Source organism: Verrucomicrobium spinosum DSM 4136 = JCM 18804, from assembly GCF_000172155.1.
Lineage (GTDB): Bacteria > Verrucomicrobiota > Verrucomicrobiia > Verrucomicrobiales > Verrucomicrobiaceae > Verrucomicrobium > Verrucomicrobium spinosum.
On sequence record NZ_ABIZ01000001.1, the window covers coordinates 1,918,343 to 1,935,352 of the forward strand.

The window sequence follows — 17,010 nt, forward strand, 5'->3', positions numbered from 1 at the left end:
CTGGCATATCGTTCTTTGGAAAATCTGGACATCCCATGACCTCTGACACTCCCACTGCTCCAAGCGCCATCCTTCCCGGGGTGTCGATTGTGATACCAGTGTACAATTATGAGAGGTTTATTGGGCAGGCGATCCGCACCGCTCTGGCTCAGGCGTATGCCGGGGAGTTGGAGGTCCTGGTAGTGGATGATGGCTCTACCGATGGTACGCCTGGAATTGTGGAGGCTTTCTCGCCCAAGGTCAGTTACCACCGCAAGGTCAACGCCGGGTTGTCTGCGGCCAGAAACACCGGGATGGAACTCGCCCGGCACGAGTGGGTGTTGTTCCTGGATGCCGATGACGAACTGGAGCCGCAGGCGGTGGCGGAACTGGTGCGGGCACTGCTTAACAGCGGGCGAAAAGCTGTGGTGGTGGGCTCGCTGGGGCGCATGATTGACGCCAACGGCGACTGGCTGTCGCCCGCCTCCACACAGGCGGGCGGGGAGGTGGGAAGCTTCACGGCTCATGACTTTGTGTTGAGAAACCGCTTTGCGCCGATTGTCCTGGCGAATCGGAAGGTTTTGCTCTCGCTTGGAGGATTTGATCCCGCACTGAAGGCTTCCGAGGATCGCGACATGTGGATACGTGCCGCCACGGCAGGCCCCGTGCTCATGTTGAAGAGCGTGCTTCACCGAAAGCGTGACCATGGGACGAACATGTCCCGGCACGCGGTCCGCCAGACGGATTCCATTCTACAGGTGCTGGGCAAGGCTGCGGCCAATCCCGCAGTGGGACTGACCAGCGACTTGTGCCGGGAGGCAGAGGCCATCTGTCTCTATCAGTCTGCCCGCATGCATCTGGCAGCGGGGGATCGTGCTGCGGCCATGCGGCAGTGTTTCCGCTCGGTGGGCCGGCGTTTTTGGGTGCAGCACGCTGCCGCCTGCGGCTATCCCCGGGGCTTCCGCTTCCGCTTTCTGGCCCTCGGCCTTCTCTCGCCTTTTCGGGGATCGACGAATCCTCCTGGCCAGCCGGATGCTACTGCCTCATCAACTTTGGAAAAACGTCCTGCCGACTACACCACCACTTCATGAAAGACCTTGTACAGAATCGCCGGCGAATGACCCTGGGTCAGAAACTCAATCTGGCAGGCCTTGCCGTGCGTGAGAATGGATTTGCCTGGACCCTGCTTCTGGGCGTTTACGGAGCCGCCAGTGCGGTGGCCAACAAGGCATTTGGGGGCATGCAGGTCCTGCGGGAAAAGCGCGGTATTCCGGGTATGAACAGCCGGGCGATGAACCGGGCGATCTGGGAAAGCTGGAACTGGGACGGCGGTGGCGACGAGTGGACGCCCAATGAGGAGTGGAAGGCCAGCCTCATGAAGCACATCCTCACTCCTGCGGTGCCGGCTGGTGCCGTGGTGGTGGAGATCGGGCCCGGTGCCGGGCGGTGGACGGGGGAGCTGCTCAAGCATTGCTCCTCCTACCAAGGGTTGGACATCTCGGCCACCTGTGTGGAGGTCTGTCAGGAGAAGTTTGGCAAGGATCCAAAGTTCCGCATCGGGCTCACTGATGGAAACTCCCTACCTGGAGTCGCGGACCAGTCTGTGGATCTGGTCTGGTCTTTTGACGTTTTCGTTCACATCAATGATACGGATGTGGAGGCCTATCTTCGGGAGATTGCCCGGGTGCTCAAGCCGGGCGGGAGGACCGTCTTGCACCATGGGTCTGCTGGCGGGGCGCACGGCGGTTGGCGCAGCAACCTGACGACTGCCAAGATGAACGAGCTTGCCGCCAAACAGGGTCTGGTGGTGAAGAGCCAGATCGATGGCTGGCAGGATGGGGGTACCTTCCATGCCGCCGGCCTTTACGAGGACATCATCACAACTCTGGAGAAGCCCGGGCATGGCTGATCGACTGCGGATCCTTCAGGTGGTGGACAGTCTGGAGCCGGGGGGCATGGAAAATGTCCTCACCCAGATGGTCTCCCGCATGGATCCGGAAAAATTTGAGTTTGAGGTCTGCTGCCTGACAAGGGGCGGACCCTTCGAAGCGCGCCTGCCAGCAGGCATGCCGGTGCATGTGCTCGGCAAGTCACCAGGTTTCTCCTGGGGTACCGTCACGGCCCTGCGGCAACTGGTAAGAGCTCGGGGTTATGACGTCGTGCACACCCGTCACCTGGGGGGGCTTATTTACACTGCGCTCGCCTGTCCCCGGCGCGGTGTGCCGCATCTCGTGCACTCCGAGCACACCATCTGGGATGGGGCCGAGCTTTCGTCGAAACGCCGCTGGCAGCGTCGTTTCCTCTATCCGAGGGCATCGGCGGTCTTTTCGGTCTCACAGCAGCAGATGGATCAAATGATTGCCATCGGACCCGGGCATCGGCGGCTTTCCCGTATATTGAATGGCGTGGACTGCGTCCGTTTTGCTCCTGCGCCTGATAAAGAAGAGGTGCGTCGTCGCCTTGGCCTTGCTCCTTCGGGGAGATGGCTGGGGATTGTGGCGAGGTTTGGTGCCCAAAAGCGGCACATGGATCTCCTGGAGGCTTTTGACCTCATCGCGGCGGATCATCCGGATGTCCACCTGCTCATGGTGGGGGACGGGGGGCCAGAAAAGTCCCGGGTCTTGCAGCGGATGGAGCGCAGCCCCTTCAAAGACCGTGTGGTGTGGGCTGGGTTCCAACAGGATCCGGCATCCTGGTACCAGGCGCTGGATGTGCTGGTGGTGTCTTCTGCCAACGAAGGGCTGCCGAATGCAGTGCTGGAGGCGATGGCCACCGGGCTGCCGGTGGTGGCCAATGATGTCTGCGGGGTGCTTGAGATCGTTCGTACACCCGATCACGGGTGGGTTGGTGCCTATGGCACCATTCCTGCACTGGCTCAAGGATTGACGATTGCTGCCCAAGCCTCGCCCCTCGAGCTCCAGGAGCTTGGAAGGAACGCGCGGAAGCATGTGGAGAAATTTTTCTCGCTTGATGCCATGGTAAATGCTTATGATGCGCTTTATTCGTCGCTTTCTGGGTCAGGGGGATAACATTTCACCTGATGGGCTTTATTTTCGCTCGACAGAATGCCTATCTGCCGGACATGAGGTGACAACCACCTGATCTCTTCGGGTGCCAGCATTACCATTTTCGCCTTTATGACCAACCGATCTCATAGCAAGGACATATGGCTTGCAGTGAGGACGCATTTCATGTTGGACGGGCTCATCCTCATGCTGGGGGTGGCGTTGGGGTCGGCGCTGCGGTTCAATGACCCGCTGCCGGAGCGGCTTTCGGATTACCTGCCAGCCCTTTTGGCGGCAGGGTTTGCCCTCCCGTGCATGATCTATGGTGCCGGGCTGTACTCCAATCGTATTCACATCCGGCATCGTTACCGGCTGGTGGTGTTGGCTCTCTGTTATGGAGGGGCTCTGATCCTCATGCTCTCGCTGGGGTCACTCATTCTGGATGCCCGTCTGGGCCGTGGGGTGTTGTTGATCTCTATGCCTCTCACCTACCTGATGCTGGTGCTGCATCACGGGCTGCTGATTCGACGCAGCCTTGGCGTGCGTGACCGGGTGGTGATGCTGGTTTCCAGCGATGCGGACATGCTGGTCTGGCAGCGGCTCAAGAAAGTGGGGGCTCCCTTCTATCAGCTCACTGGTCTGGTGGACACCCGGCAGGAATTCACCGAGGGAGGTGCCTCCGTTGATCCGGGACACTCTGTCTTGGAAGATTTGCCCGAATTGGTGAACAACCTGCGTATTGACAGTGTGTTGTGCACCAAATCCCAGCTCCGGGATCCCCGGCTGGCAAATGTGCTTCGCAATGTTTCCTTTTCCGGGGTGCGTCTGGTGACCTTGGCCGACATCATGGAGGATGCCTACCGGTTGGTGCCGCTGTCTCTGGTGGACCTGGAGTGGCTGCTCCATGCCAGCACTCTGCCGCACCGCTCCTATGTGCGGAAGTGGAAGCGTCTGTTCGATGTGGTGATCTCCTTGGTGGTGGGATTGCTGTCCTTCCCCATCTTGCTGGCGGGCATGATTTGGGTGCGCCTTGCTTCGCCAGGCGGGCCGGTCTTCTTCAAACAGGTCCGCAGTGGCCGGCTGGGCAAAACCTTTCAGGTGTTGAAACTGCGGACCATGCGGGTGGATGCTGAGGCGAATGGCCCGCAGTGGGCGAAGAAGAACGACAACCGCACCTTCCCTGGGGGTGGACTGCTTCGGAAATTCCGCGTGGATGAGATCCCTCAACTGTTGAACATTCTCCGCGGGGAAATGAGCTTCGTGGGGCCACGTCCTGAACGTCCGGAATTTGAAGATCAGCTTGCTCTGGAGATTCCTTATTTTCGTGAGCGGCTCCTGGTGGCTCCGGGGCTCACGGGCTGGGCGCAGGTCAACTATCCCTATGGGGCGACGGTGGAAGATGCCCGCCGGAAGCTGGAGTATGACCTCTACTACATGAAGCACATGACGATCACGCTGGATCTCTTCATCCTGCTGGATACCGCCCGCATTGTGATCGGGGGCGGAGTCAATCAGCGCGCGGAACTTGAATCGGTCGTGCGGGATCTTGCTGGCGTGGCCTCCAGAGTGGATGCAACGGCCAACACTCTTGGTTGATCTGGACGATAAATGCTGCTGACTGTCTGCCTGTGGAACGTTCTCCTGAATCCCTACGTCATCATTTTGAAGTTGAACGCGAACTGGCCAACCGGCTGAGGGCGAGCACGCGGGAAGAGCGGCCTGTCTTGGTGCCCCGTTTGTATGCGGAGCTTTACAAGCGGGTGCCGGATCACCCTCGGACGGATCGTGCCAAAAGTCCCGAGGCTGCCGCTGCGGCGGTTCGCAGCCAGCTGCGTCTGCTGAGTTCCTTTTTGGGGGCCAGGTGCCAGTTTGTCGAATTTGGTGCGGGAAGCGGAGAGCTTTCTCGTGCCATCCGCGGCAAGGCGGGGCGTGTGGTGGCCGTGGAGGTCTGTGAGCAGGGGGAGCGTCAGCCCGCCAGTGAAGAGGGGGTGGAGTGGGTTTACCATGATGGCTTGTCTATCCCGTTGCCTGATCGCACCTTCGACCTGGCATTCAGCTACCAAGTCCTGGAGCATGTTCACCCTGATGATGTGCCGGTGCATCTGGCTGAGGCTGCCAGAATCCTCAAACCGGGCGGGACTTACGTGCTCAGCACCCCCCACGAGTTCTCCGGGCCGCATGACATCTCGCGGTACTTCACCTCCGGGTTGGAGACCTTTCATCTCAAAGAATGGACCTACGCGGGCCTTAGCGCAGAATTGCGCAAGGCCGGTTTTGACTGGGTGGGGGCATTTGTGCGGGGCCAGCACGAGGAGAAGCGGGGCCTTTGGCTCTGGCTGATCATAGAAACCACTCTGCGCTTTCTTCCTCAAAAGCTCCGCACGGTTGCAGCCCGCAAGATCCTCAATAATGTGGTGGTGAGTGCGACGCGTGGGGCGGAGCGCTGAGCGTGAAACCCCGTCCATGGATTTCGTTACCGTCGTTCTCGTCCTGCTGGTTTACTACATCCGTCCTCAGGACTGGGTGGCAGGACTCATCGGCGTCGGCATTGTCACCCCGATCATGGCGGTGGCGATATTTGCCATGGTCTCCCGGGCGAAGGAGGAGGGCAGGAAGCTGCAGCTCTTCCTCACCCCTTTGGATTGGTGGGTGCTGGCGCTCTACATCTTCATCGGCGTCACGCACCCCTATCCGTATGGGGCTTTTAAGGACTCGCTTCCACTCTTCGCCTTCTATTTTGTGACGGTGCAGGCTCTGCGCTCCGTGGAGCGGCTGCGCAAGTACCTGATCTACTGGCTGATTGCGCTCACGGTACTGGCGATGTTTGGCCTGCTCAGCAAGGTGGGGATCGACCCCACTGGTGCCCAGGCCCTTACCGCCTCCAACAAAGGCCGACTGGCTCTGGGGACCTGGATGCACAACAACCCCAACTCGCTGGCACACTCCGTCGTGGTCATCGTCCCGCTGGCGTATTTCCTGTTTTTCTGGAAGGGCGGGGTCATGAAGAAGACGGTGGCGATCATCCTTTGGGTCATCGCCTATGAGTGCGTGTATTTGACGGAGTCGAAAGGTGCCGTGCTCGCAGGATTCGCCACCCTCGTGCTGGCCTGGGTGTTCGGGAAGTCCAAGATCGTTCAAGTGCTGGCCATCACCGCAGCGCTCGCGGGGGGTGGGGCCGCCATCAGCGTCATGCCGCGCATGAGTGAAATGGGGAATCTGCGTGCGGACGAAGGGGTGCAAGGTCGCCTGCTGGCTTGGGAGCAGGCTCGAACTGCCAGTCGCAACCATTTCACGGGTCAGGGGTGGAAGACATTTCGTGCCACGATCCAATGGCAGAAGATGTGGCTTAACAAGGCTACCCACAGCGGCTACGTACAGGTGGGCGCGGAGCTGGGGCCCATGGGGCTCGCCTTGTATGTGGGCCTCTTCTGGCTCGGACTTCGTTCCCTCGTTTTGTGCAAGACCAAGAACCAGATGGAAGAGTCGTGTCGACGATGTCTTTTTGCCTTGCTCGTCGGTTTTGCCATCTCGAACTGGATGATTGACCGCGCCTATCACACGGAGCTATTCCTGTTCTTTGCCGGGATCTCGGCGTTTCACCGGATCATGCTCTTTGACAAGGCCAAGGAGACCGCAGCTGGCCTTAAGGCAGGGGGGGCGGCGTTGCCTGAACCGCTTTCGAACATTGTGCCATGGCCTCCTCAGCCAATGCCCGTGCTGGCCATGGCTGGCGGCGCTCCAGCCGGACCTGATTATTCAGGATCCCTGGCCATGAGTGGTTCTGGGCCAGTGGTTGATGCTGATGCTGATGCTGATGCTGAGACGAATGGCGGAGGTGCGTCTGGTCGGGCTGCAGGCATCTGGCAGGTCTCTGAGGAGGTGCTTAAGACCCTGCCAAGGTGGCTGGTAAGGCCGACCTTGATTGATATTGGTCTGGCGGCTCTCGGGGCCTGGTTGGTCTTCTTTCTCTGGGACTACATCCTCAAGAACCTCTAGACTCGGCAGGCTGGGAAGCTTGGCACATGAGCGGCTCGCACAACGTCTTGAACTTGTTGGAGGCGGCCTGCCAGGAAAAACTCTCCTCCACCAACTGACGTCCTGACAAGCCAAGTTTCCGGGCTCGTTGAGGCTCTCTAAGCAGGGACAGTGTGGCGTCCGCGAAATCGGGCAGGGTGTCGGCTATCAGGGCGTGTTCGTCATGCTTTACTGGCAAACCCTCGACTCCCACGGAGGTGGATACCACCGCAAGACCGGCTGCCAGAGCTTCGAACACCTTGATGCGAGTGCCGCCTCCCACTTGTAGCGGAAGGATCATGACTGAAGCCTGGGCGAGATAGGGGCGCACATCGGGTACTGTGCCGGTGACAACAATGCCAGGATCTTGCGCGGCGAGTTCTTTGAGATCAGCGGGGGGATTTCTCCCAATAATGAGAAACCTGGCGTCTGAAAATTCTGCGCGGATTACCGGGAAACACTCTCTGAGAAAGCTCCGGACGGCCTGGCGATTGGCCTCCCAATCCATTGAACCCAAGAACGCCACGGTATGCGGCTCAGGATTTGCAGAGGGGTTGAAATAGACCGCATCCACCCCTGTGGGGACGTCGCCCAGGACGTTGGGCATGCCGCGTTCCACCCTGAAGTAGTGGGATTCGTCAGGAGAGACAGTGATCTGGCCAGCGACTGAAGAAGCGCAGTCGGTTTCCATGGTGGCAGTGAGCTGCGCTTCCCGGTGGAAGATCCAGCGTTTGAGAGGGTTCTTGACCGAAGCGGCATGCCGACGCCAGATGAGGGACTCGACGTTGTGCTGAAAGGCCACCACTGGGGCCTGGGGAGGGGAGGGCAGATGCTTAAGATGCACCCACGATACCAAGTAGTCTGACACAATCAGGTCAAACGAATTGCCGCCAGCGTGTTGGTTAATCCAGGAAGAGATGCCAGGAGATGCATAGCGTCGGGCCATGTAGGGCAGTTTCCCCCAGAGGCTGTTATTGAGGGCACCCAAGACGAATTCCAAACTGCCCCGGCGGGAGAAGCGGTGGGGGAAGGCGATCAGGTGGTCGCAGTACTCGCCCGCCTTCATGGCGGCATCCGGGGCATCATCGGCCGTGGTTGGGCAAAGATAGGTGATCTCAAAATCCTGCTTCAGGAGCCGCAACATGTGATAGGTGCGGAGGCGGTCGCCGCCAATCAGGGGGTGCAGCAGACGGCAATTGATCCACAGGAGTTTCGGTCGGATGTGACCGGGAGTGGTTGGCGAGGCGGGGAAGGTCTTTTGGATGGGGCCCATCGGCGGGTGATATTGCGGATCCGCGATCAGCGTCCGGCCTTGCCGAATTCGGCGAAGAGGGCGCGGTGTTGCGAGGTTCGGCCTGGCTCGGCCTCATGACGCAGGGTTGTCCAGGCGCCCTTTGAGTGGAGGGCGTAGTCGATGCGCAGCCAGGGGCGAAAGAGTGCCAGAGGATTGTTGGTTTGCCCAGGGAAAGTGTAGCCGTAGCCATGACCAGCCTCGCTGTGGCCATCCACGAGGTGTTCACAAAGGGTGCGGTGGAACGGCCCGAAGGGCGGATTGTTCATATCTCCCACGAGGATGACGGGAATCGTCTCCTTGCCAACCAGGTCGGAAACTTGGCGGATCTGGCGGAGGGTGACCTCCCAGTAAGCTTCGCGGTTGTGGCGCTTCTGCGCCAGTGGGGTGCCGGGGATGCCGAGCACTCCGGAGAGAAACCCGCCGTTGCGTTCAGACTGGAGCATGCCCCGGTGAGTGGGGAAGTGCATGTTGTACACGGCAACCCGGGTGCCCGCCCAATCGATCTCAAACCGCGCCCCCAGCTCGGAGCGTTGTATCTGGCCCTGCTTGTTGGGTTGGTGGGTGAAAACTATCGGTTGGGTATTGAGGATGGGGAATTTACTGAGGAGCAGAAACTCACCGGAACTGGCACCGTGGGAGAACTCTTTATAGCCATCTGCCTCCAGGTAGGCTTGGGCCCGACCGCCAGAATCCTGTAGGGCGAGCAAGTCCGGTTGATTCCGGTTCTTGAACGGCTGTAGACTGGTGCCCTGGCTTTGACCCCGGTTGTAGGTCATGACTTTCAGGGTATGCGCACCTTGAGGTGAAGAGGTGCCAAAAGAGAACTCATAGCCCAATCCAGGCCCCAGGAAGCAGAGGGTGGCCAGAAACAGGGGTGCCCCCGACCGGAGGAAGTCAAAAAGCAGGGCAGGGGCGAGCATGGCGAGAGCCGGAGCACACCAGAGCCAGCCAGGGAGGAATAACAAAAAGGCGGGAGTGGGGTTGTGATGTCCCACCCCATGGATCGCCAACGCTGCGAGGAGCAGCCAAGCCAGGCTCAGCCATGAAAGAAAGCGGATGGCACCGCGGACCAGGCTGAGAAGCCATCGACACCCCTGCATGGGGGTGATGGATGCGTTTTCGACGGAGGGGGCGTCTGAGCCAGACATCGGGCACCAAGCTTAGAGAACCGCGTCGGTTGCCTATTGGCGGGAGGGTAGAGGTGTGTCCACGGGATCGCGCAAAGTGGGTGTCTCCGTGGGGGACAGATTCCTGGGACGGGTTGGCATCTCGACCGGCGTGGGTTCAGGGGTGGCCGGGGCGCTTGTGTGGTGCTTGTAGATGGAGGCCACCAACATGGTCAGGGTGAGCAACACCGCGAGGGCAACCAGCGTTTCAAGCAGGCTGAAGCCATGCGGGCACCGCCGGGGCGAGGCGGAAGGAGTGGCGGTGGAGGAGGAAGAGGGGAAATGCATAGAGTCGGGGCGGGCAGAGCTTCAAACCCAGCCGTCGGAGAAGGCGGGAACGTTGAAGCGCTTCAGGCATTTGAAGGACTAGAGGCCGCGGCTCACGCCAGATCCGCGTGGCGGCACGCTAGCATTGGTGCCGCCGCCGAAGTAGGGGTACTTGTAGTCCCTCCTAGAGACGCACCCGCTCAGCACACAGGCGATCAGAAGAAGAAGGACAATCCGTGGCTTGGTAATATTGCTCATGGCTGCTGGCGGATATAAACAGGGTCCCCTTACCGCTGGCTTGGCAAAAACCAAGAAGAGAAAATGAGAAAATACAGTTAAGGCAACTGGGAGGAGGGTGCAAGTGGCTTGGAAACTGCTTGCATACGATGTGCTGTTTATGCCTCAAATTGTCGTTTTGTTAGCAAAACTAAGGCTTGTCAGGTGTCAAAATCTGCTTTTTATCAATGGGTTGCCGTTTATTATTTGAAGTAACCCCATATGCGAGAAGCCGCTCTGAATTTTCTTCAGCTTAAGGTGCAGAACCTGATCGATCCCCTTTATTGGGCGATTGTCTTCGCCTGGCTGGGGTTGGTGGTGACCAGTTTGGCCAGCATTTGGGGGCGTGCTCAGAACAGCGCCCTGAAGCTGTTATGGTCCGCGATCATTTTGTTTCTTCCATTAGTAGGCCTTTACATTTATTTGTTCTATTGCTTATTTGCTGCCGATTATTCGGCCTTTGAACGGTTTGGGTTTTTCAGGAGGAAGCTTCAGGACTGACTGCGTTATGGGACCTATTCGCCCGCACTATTTTGCCCGCACTCAGCTGGCCATCCTGCTGTCCTCCACTGCTTTTGTTGCTGCACCGCTTAGCGCCCAGCAAGGTGGGAATACTGTGGCCGTGAACTTGCTCCTTCCCCCAGCTTTCCAGGCTGCGGAAGGGGCTCCTGCTATGGGGGACGCGCCTCCGAATCTGCGCCCGCCTGAGTTCGAGACCATCCAGCCTTTGTCGCCTGCGGCACAGCCTGCTGCGCCCGCACCTGCTCCGGTGTCGTCCGTACCTGTGACGCCGGTTCCTGCACCTGTGCAGGGGGTCCCGACTCAGACTCCAGCCCCCTTGGCCCCGCCGACTTTCACCCCGGCTCCGGCTCCCGAGGTGGTGCCCGCAGTACCTGCGACTTCCGTGGCTCCGTTGGATCCCCAAGTGCCGCCTGCGATGTCGGTGCAGAGTGCCACCAAGGATCCCGCTCCCTATCAAGCCAGAAAGGCTCCCCCAGAGGTTCCTGCTGAAGTCAACACCGCCCGTGAGACCATGGTCAACACGCAGGCGGATTCCTATTATGAGACGGCTCCGGCAGTGCAAGCCCGTCCAATGGGCCGCCGTTCCTCAGGAGCGGGCCGCGTGATCGGCCAGCGCTATGAAGTGCCTCAAGCCCTGAGCCAGTCCCGGGTGGACAGCCCGCTGCGGCCCATTCCCGAAAACTCTGCCCCGCCTTCGCAGGGTGGTTATTTCCCCACCCAGGCCGAGTCTCCGATTCTCGCTGGTGGGAATGCGGACTATCCCCGCGCCAAGGGTGACCGTGGCTACTGGGCCTATTCCGGCCTCTGGCCGGTGCGTTCGGCTCCAGACAACTATTATCAGCGCAACGGGGCGTTCTACGACCGTTTGGAGCGTGGTCTTCGCACGGTGATGCCCGGCAATAACGCGCTCTATCATTCACCGGATCCTGATTTCCTGACGGTGGATCTGGACTATGGCTTTGGGATCTTCTCCGAAGACATTGCTGCCGACCGGGTGATGTTGAAGCTTGGTCCCTTGTACCTCGATTTCTTGGGGGTGTCCGCGTCCATTTTGTACACAGACTACTCCGGTGATGTCGCGCTGCCGGCGGGAGTGGACGATGATGGCTGGATCAGCATCATCGGTATTCCCATTCGTGCTGCCCTGCGGATCACGGACCAGATTTACATCACTTCCTCCATGTTCTTCTACTTCCTGCCCGGGGAAGGGGAGGTTGGGTTTTCCACAGGGATCGGTTCTGGCTGGGCCCTGGGTACGAATGCCCGGCTTAACGTGGAGTGGGAAAATGGGCCTTGGATGTTCCGTTTGTATGACTACTTCGGTGTCTCCAACTCCCTTGCTGATTTCTATGAAGGTTGGGAAGTGGGCGAGGTGGATGCGGTTGGACGCTATCGCTTCGGCTCTGAGATCCTCGACAGCACGTCCCGAAGCGAATCCTTCTGGGATCCGCGGTTTGGCGGCTACCGCAACGACATTGGATTTGAGTTCCAGCGTCCCTTCCAGAACGAGTGGTGGCTCTTGGGCAACGTGATTCATTCGGACTACTGGGCGCAAGCCGATCTGGATGACCATAACGACGCAGATCAGTTCAGCCTCATGTACAGCTACATGGGTGACGACTGGATGTTCGCCCCGAGCTTTGGTTATCAAGGGGTGACCCCGGATCACTTTGACACCATGTCCCATCAGGTTTTTGCCCGTGTCACAGGACGCGTTACTGAGTACCTTTCCATGTACGGTCAGGTCGGTTACTTCTGGCAGAACGGGGAAAATGCCAGCGAGGATGGTTCCTTCACTTGGGATGTGGGGGTGAGCCACGACCTTACGCAATACACCCGCCACTCTCTGTCTGGTGGGCAGGTTTACACCCTTTCCGAGCAGCTCGACGAGTACCTTGGCCAATACGTCCGGTACACCATCAACCATTCGGTCAACGAACGCCTCCGTCTCGGAGCCTACGGCCAGTATCAAGACTCCCGTCGCCTTGGAGATGGAGCTGAATTCCAGGGTTGGACCCTCGGAGCTCAGGCTGGCTACAGCCTGGGTGATGACACGGGGATCACGGCCGGGATCACCTATCAAAACAACGAAGCTGCCAAGGAAGGCACTACGGATGAGGAAATCTGGATCTACTACGCTACAATCCAGCGTCCTCTACTGGCTCGCTTGAACGGTAATGTCACCTACCAGTATTTGGATCAGCGGGGTGCGAAGGGCAGTAATGTGAAAGAACATTTGTTAATCATGGGCGTGAACTACGTGTACTGATCCGGCTCCCACATCCTTGGATTCAATCCTCCTCCGAAGCTTAACCACCTCTGCCATGAAACTATCAACCAAGGCCATTTGCTCCTTCGCGGCCCTGACCGTCACGATCTCCACTCTGCTGAGTGGCGAGCCTCAAAGTGGTGGTGGGATCTCGAACCGGAACAAAGGAACGGAAACCAAGCAGGATCTTCCCGGCGACTTCCATTCCTACTACGGTCAGAAGCTCAACCGTTATCGTGACCTGAATCGCCGCATTGCCCGCATCGACCTCGACGCGGACCTCAATTACGATGGGTCCATCCGCCAGGGGGATCCTCAAGATTCGGGTGGTTTCGAACAGACACCTCCAGGGCTTATTCTCGGGGAAGGGGAGATGTCGAAGATCGTCATCGAAGTGAAACCCTATCGCATTGACTTTGAGGGTGATGTGGTGGTGGGCCTCGAAGTTTGCGGCATCAATCGTGCGGCTGAGTCGGGCGAGTTTGGTTCCTTCGAAGAAGAGCAGCAGTCTGTGGGTCGCATTCGCGTCTGGCGCGATGCTGCCCGCACGGAGCTTCTGCTGGACTCGGCCAATCCTCAAATGCGTCTCATCGAGTTTGCAATCAGCGCCGAGCGCTATCCTGCCAACCTGCCGAGCATCATTCCCCGGTATGTGTATGTAGAGGGTGTGAAGCCCTCCGGCGCTTATCTTGGTGACGTCCGGATTTTGGGAACGGTGGCCCACCGTGGAAAAGGAGATCCCACCCGTGGCGTGGATACTCCCAGCCCGCCGCTCAAACTCTTCCGCACTGCCTTCGATCACATCCTGATCACTGTGCAAGAAGAGCCGGTTCGCAAAGATTTCGTCAACAACAACGCCGAAGGGGTTTGGGTCAGCCCAGCCTCGCGTTCGACCAAGTAATCTTCGCACTGGAGTTAGAATTTCCAGATTTAATGCCCAACGGTTAGTTAGTGCAAGTGTTGCATTCTTGATCCGGAGGGCCACTTTTGCGACCGCCAGGTTATTGGCGGTCGCTTCAAATTTAGGCCATGTGATTGTTTTGACAGCCCTCCTATGACTGGCATCAAGATTTCACTCCAAGGTTCCCAGGCCCCAGAAATTCAATGTTGAAAACCGTTCTGATGCTCCGCCCCCAGTCCAACCTCTCTTCTGCCGGAAAGCCCGCTGATAGCAGAGCAACACGATGCACCGCCGGTCTGCTGGCGCTCCTGATCGCGGGCTTGGCCTCTTGCAAGACCAAGTCGGCTCTTGACACTCCTCCGTTTGATCCCTACTCGGCACCCAAAGCCCAAGCTCCTACCGATCCCAAGAAAATCCCGATCCGTCCTGGCGAGTCCTTGGACATCTATGTCTTGGAGGATGCGACGCTCAATGGTGGCTACACGGTGCGTGCCGAGGGGCACATCATCTTTCCCACGATGGGGAGAATTCAACTGGCTGGGTTGACGCCCTCCCAGGCAGAGGCGCGGATGAAGGAGCTTCTGGAGAGTCAGAAACTGCGGGTGGCCACCGTCATCCTTGACCGGACTTCCATGGTGGGTGGCAGCCAGTCCAGCTCGACGACGCAACAGATGCTGGTGTACATCACCGGCAAGGTGGCGCGTCCTGGCCAGCACAACCTCACGGTGGAAATCGGCAAAACCATGGGGGTCTATGAAGCCATCCTGATTTCCGGTGGGTTCGCCCGTTTCTCCAACGAGGCCAAGGCTTACGTTTTGCGCCAGGCGGCTCCGTCCCAGCCCAAGCAGAAGATGCCCATTGACCTGAAGGCCGTGGCAGATGGCAGGCTTCCAGACATTCCCATTCGGACCGGGGATATTGTAGTAGTGCCAGAAAAAGTATTCGGATTCTAGAGACCCAAGCCGCTTCTTGGATCTCCCTTTCCAAGTCGGCCAATCCATCCTTTCAGCGACGCGACATGCAGACCAGCAACCAGAAAGCCCTGCCGGTGGGGCTGAATATTCTCACTCAGGTTCTAGGCTATCTCAAATACGGCCGCCTGATGGTGTTGCTGATGATTTTGGGGTGCTTGCTTGGGGTCAGCTATTTCATGTTCACCCCCTCGGTTTACTACTCCCGGGGATTGATCGACATGAAGTTCTTCGCGCTGCCCATCACCTCGGACAGCATTGAGGCCATCAGCCAGGCCCGTGCGCAGCGCAATGTCGCGGGGCAGCTCAGCTCCCGCCAGATGCTGGCGTGGACGGCTCACCGTCTCGGCATCGGTGAGTCCACAGACAGCTATGAGAAGCTGCGTGATGGTCCGCTTCGCAAGGTGTCAGTGGGTATTCTCGACTTTGCCACTCTACAGGTGGATGTGTATTCGCCCCATCCTTGGGTGGTACGAGAGTTCCCTAAGGCGCTGGTGGACCAATATGAGTCCTACTACCGGGAGCAGCGTCTCGCATGGATGGATGTGGCGGTGAAGAAGTACCAAGATGAGCTGGTGCTGCTCAAACAGAAGATTGACGCCAAGCTCAAGGGTCAGGTGGACTTCGAGCGGACGAATGCCATCACGGAGTTGATGATCGAACAGAACGCCCTGGCCCAGGTGCCGGTGGACCTGCTTCGTGCTCAGCACAAGCTCCGCAAATATGATGATGTGCGAAGCGTCATCACGGCCCGCCGGTCGGTCGGGCTCGATCCTTTGGAAGAGCTTTCCATCCTTGAGAACTCCAAAAGCATCGCCACGGAAAAGAGCACGGTGGGCCAGGTGCTGCCCGCCACGGGCGATATGAAGGATGCCCTGACACATCCCGCGCTGGCATTTGGCCTGCCGCCGACGCAACAGGTGGTGGTGCAGCCCTCCATGATGGAAGGCCTCCGTCCCTGGCAGCAGCTTGAGCGCGACAAGCGCACGGTGGAAAAGGAAATCGAAGAGGCTTCCCGGACCTACCTGGACGATCACGATGTGATGAAGAAACTGCGGGAGAGGCTCCGTCTCATCAATGAGAGTCTCACTGCTGAACTGGACGTAGAGCGCAAGCGTTTCGACGTGGACTACCGCCGGGTACAGCAGGAGATTGTGCAACTGGAGACCAAGATCCCCGAGTACGCCAAGTCCACGGAGAAGCTGAACAAACTTCGTCAGGAGTACACGCTGGGTCAGGAAGGGGATCTCGCCTGGAACAAGGCCTATACCGACCTTTCCAAGCTGGTGACCACGATGGAGTTTGGTGTGGACAAGGAGCGCGTTGACATCCGGTTCAGAGAATTCACCACGCTGCGTGATGACAACCCGGTAAGTCCGACCAAGTCAAAGCTGGCCATGATGGCGCTGGTGCTTGCTGTGGGTCTGGGCCTGGGCGTACCCTTCGCCCTGGAGCAGTTGAACGACCAGTTCACAAGTCTTGAGGCCTTTGAAAAGGCGACAGGGATCAAAGGCATCGGCGTGGTGCCCAAATCCACCCGGGAAATCCTGGAGAACATCACCCGATCAGTGGAAGATGAATCCAAGAAGCCCAACAACGTTCTGGAGTGTTACCGCGTGATCCGGGCTCACCTCGCGTTGCAGGCGGGCGACAAAGAGGGGGCCAAGGTGATCATGCTCACCAGTTCCCGGCCGAGCGAGGGCAAGACCACGACGTGCGCCAACCTGGCCTGGGCCTTCCAGTCTTCTGGATCGCGGGTGCTCCTGGTGGACCTCGACTTCCGCCGGGGTCGTGTGCACCGTCTCTTCAGAGAAACGCGTGGCCCCGGACTTTGCCAGGCGCTGACGGGTGAGATGACGTTGGAAGAAGTGAAGCGTCGCACCCCGCTTCCTCTTCTGGACTACTATTCTCGTGGTGACACCGTGGCGGGCTCGTCGGAGTTGCTCTGTCGTCTTGGGCTTGAGCAGGCGATCGAGGAGTGGAAGCGTGACTATGACTGGATCTTGCTGGATACCCCTCCCGTCTTGGGGCTGAGCGAGACCACCTCCCTGCAACGAGTGGCTGATGGGGTCGTCCTGGTGGTGAAATCAGAGATCACCCATCGTCGCGACGTGATCGAGGCCATCGGTCACATCCAGAAAGCCGGTGCCAAGCTCTATGGCGTCGTGCTCAACAGTGTGGACCTTTCCAAGATCTCAAACTACTACAACTACTACTACTCGTCGGCGCACTACTACCAGATGTTCGATGACGAAGAAGAGGGGCTCTCGCAACCCCAGGCTCGCAACGCTGGCAAGCCCAAGGTGCGAATCTCCAGCACTTCGTTGAAGTAGAGTTTCCTGATTC

The 17,010-nt window shown here is 58.8% G+C and carries 15 protein-coding genes; 11 read left to right on the plus strand and 4 right to left on the minus strand.

Annotated elements, in window-relative coordinates:
• Positions 1–35 precede the first annotated feature (35 nt).
• From VSP_RS39050 to VSP_RS07515, 6 genes are all read left to right on the plus strand, one after another.
• A complete protein-coding gene (locus tag VSP_RS39050) occupies positions 36–1,070 on the plus strand; it encodes a glycosyltransferase family 2 protein (RefSeq protein ID WP_053332318.1) in 1,035 nt (344 codons plus the stop codon).
• Positions 1,067–1,888 carry a class I SAM-dependent methyltransferase gene (locus VSP_RS39055; RefSeq protein ID WP_081452446.1) on the plus strand — a complete coding sequence of 274 codons (822 nt, stop codon included), beginning with the start codon at positions 1,067–1,069 and terminating at the stop codon, positions 1,886–1,888. The genes VSP_RS39050 and VSP_RS39055 overlap by 4 nt, the downstream gene beginning before the upstream one ends.
• On the plus strand, positions 1,881–3,008 hold the full coding sequence (locus VSP_RS07500; RefSeq protein WP_009959771.1) for a glycosyltransferase: 1,128 nt from the start codon (positions 1,881–1,883) through the stop codon (positions 3,006–3,008). The genes VSP_RS39055 and VSP_RS07500 overlap by 8 nt, the downstream gene beginning before the upstream one ends.
• Before the next feature lie 108 nt (positions 3,009–3,116).
• On the plus strand, positions 3,117–4,580 hold the full coding sequence (locus tag VSP_RS39060; protein ID WP_081452448.1) for a sugar transferase: 1,464 nt from the start codon (positions 3,117–3,119) through the stop codon (positions 4,578–4,580).
• Positions 4,581–4,612: 32 nt separating this feature from the next.
• The gene (locus VSP_RS34385; RefSeq protein WP_053332319.1) at positions 4,613–5,431 is read left to right on the plus strand and encodes a class I SAM-dependent methyltransferase; all 819 of its coding nucleotides are present in this window, start codon (positions 4,613–4,615) and stop codon (positions 5,429–5,431) included.
• 16 nt (positions 5,432–5,447) lie between these two features.
• The gene (locus tag VSP_RS07515) at positions 5,448–6,980 is read left to right on the plus strand and encodes an O-antigen ligase family protein (RefSeq protein ID WP_157210785.1); all 1,533 of its coding nucleotides are present in this window, start codon (positions 5,448–5,450) and stop codon (positions 6,978–6,980) included.
• Here the strand turns inward: VSP_RS07515 and VSP_RS39065 are convergent.
• The 4 genes from VSP_RS39065 to VSP_RS42025 all read right to left on the minus strand — a co-directional run bounded on the left by VSP_RS39065 (position 6,967) and on the right by VSP_RS42025 (position 9,983).
• Positions 6,967–8,271, minus strand: a complete 1,305-nt coding sequence (locus VSP_RS39065; protein ID WP_009959776.1) for a glycosyltransferase family 4 protein — start codon at positions 8,269–8,271, stop codon at positions 6,967–6,969. The two genes, VSP_RS07515 and VSP_RS39065, sit on opposite strands and share 14 nt — an antisense overlap.
• A 26-nt stretch (positions 8,272–8,297) precedes the next feature.
• Complete coding sequence (locus tag VSP_RS07525; protein ID WP_009959777.1) at positions 8,298–9,440, minus strand: endonuclease/exonuclease/phosphatase family protein; 1,143 nt, start codon at positions 9,438–9,440, stop codon at positions 8,298–8,300.
• A 33-nt stretch (positions 9,441–9,473) separates the two neighbouring features.
• A complete protein-coding gene (locus VSP_RS07530; protein WP_009959779.1) occupies positions 9,474–9,746 on the minus strand; it encodes a prepilin-type N-terminal cleavage/methylation domain-containing protein in 273 nt (90 codons plus the stop codon).
• A gap of 78 nt (positions 9,747–9,824) precedes the next feature.
• Positions 9,825–9,983 carry a hypothetical protein gene (locus tag VSP_RS42025; RefSeq protein ID WP_156345232.1) on the minus strand — a complete coding sequence of 53 codons (159 nt, stop codon included), beginning with the start codon at positions 9,981–9,983 and terminating at the stop codon, positions 9,825–9,827.
• 240 nt (positions 9,984–10,223) lie between these two features.
• Between VSP_RS42025 and VSP_RS07535 the strand changes: the two genes are divergently transcribed.
• The 5 genes from VSP_RS07535 (at position 10,224) to VSP_RS07555 (ending at position 16,997) form a co-directional block, all read left to right on the plus strand.
• Positions 10,224–10,502, plus strand: coding sequence for a PLDc N-terminal domain-containing protein (locus VSP_RS07535; protein WP_009959782.1), 279 nt, complete (start codon positions 10,224–10,226; stop codon positions 10,500–10,502).
• A 7-nt stretch (positions 10,503–10,509) separates the two neighbouring features.
• Positions 10,510–12,792: a hypothetical protein gene (locus VSP_RS07540; protein WP_009959783.1), complete on the plus strand. Its 2,283-nt coding sequence runs from the start codon at positions 10,510–10,512 to the stop codon at positions 12,790–12,792.
• A gap of 55 nt (positions 12,793–12,847) precedes the next feature.
• Positions 12,848–13,693, plus strand: a complete 846-nt coding sequence (locus VSP_RS07545; protein WP_009959785.1) for a hypothetical protein — start codon at positions 12,848–12,850, stop codon at positions 13,691–13,693.
• A 203-nt stretch (positions 13,694–13,896) separates the two neighbouring features.
• The gene (locus VSP_RS07550; protein ID WP_009959786.1) at positions 13,897–14,646 is read left to right on the plus strand and encodes a polysaccharide biosynthesis/export family protein; all 750 of its coding nucleotides are present in this window, start codon (positions 13,897–13,899) and stop codon (positions 14,644–14,646) included.
• A 65-nt stretch (positions 14,647–14,711) separates the two neighbouring features.
• Complete coding sequence (locus VSP_RS07555; protein WP_009959787.1) at positions 14,712–16,997, plus strand: polysaccharide biosynthesis tyrosine autokinase; 2,286 nt, start codon at positions 14,712–14,714, stop codon at positions 16,995–16,997.
• The last annotated feature ends 13 nt before the right edge of the window (positions 16,998–17,010 follow it).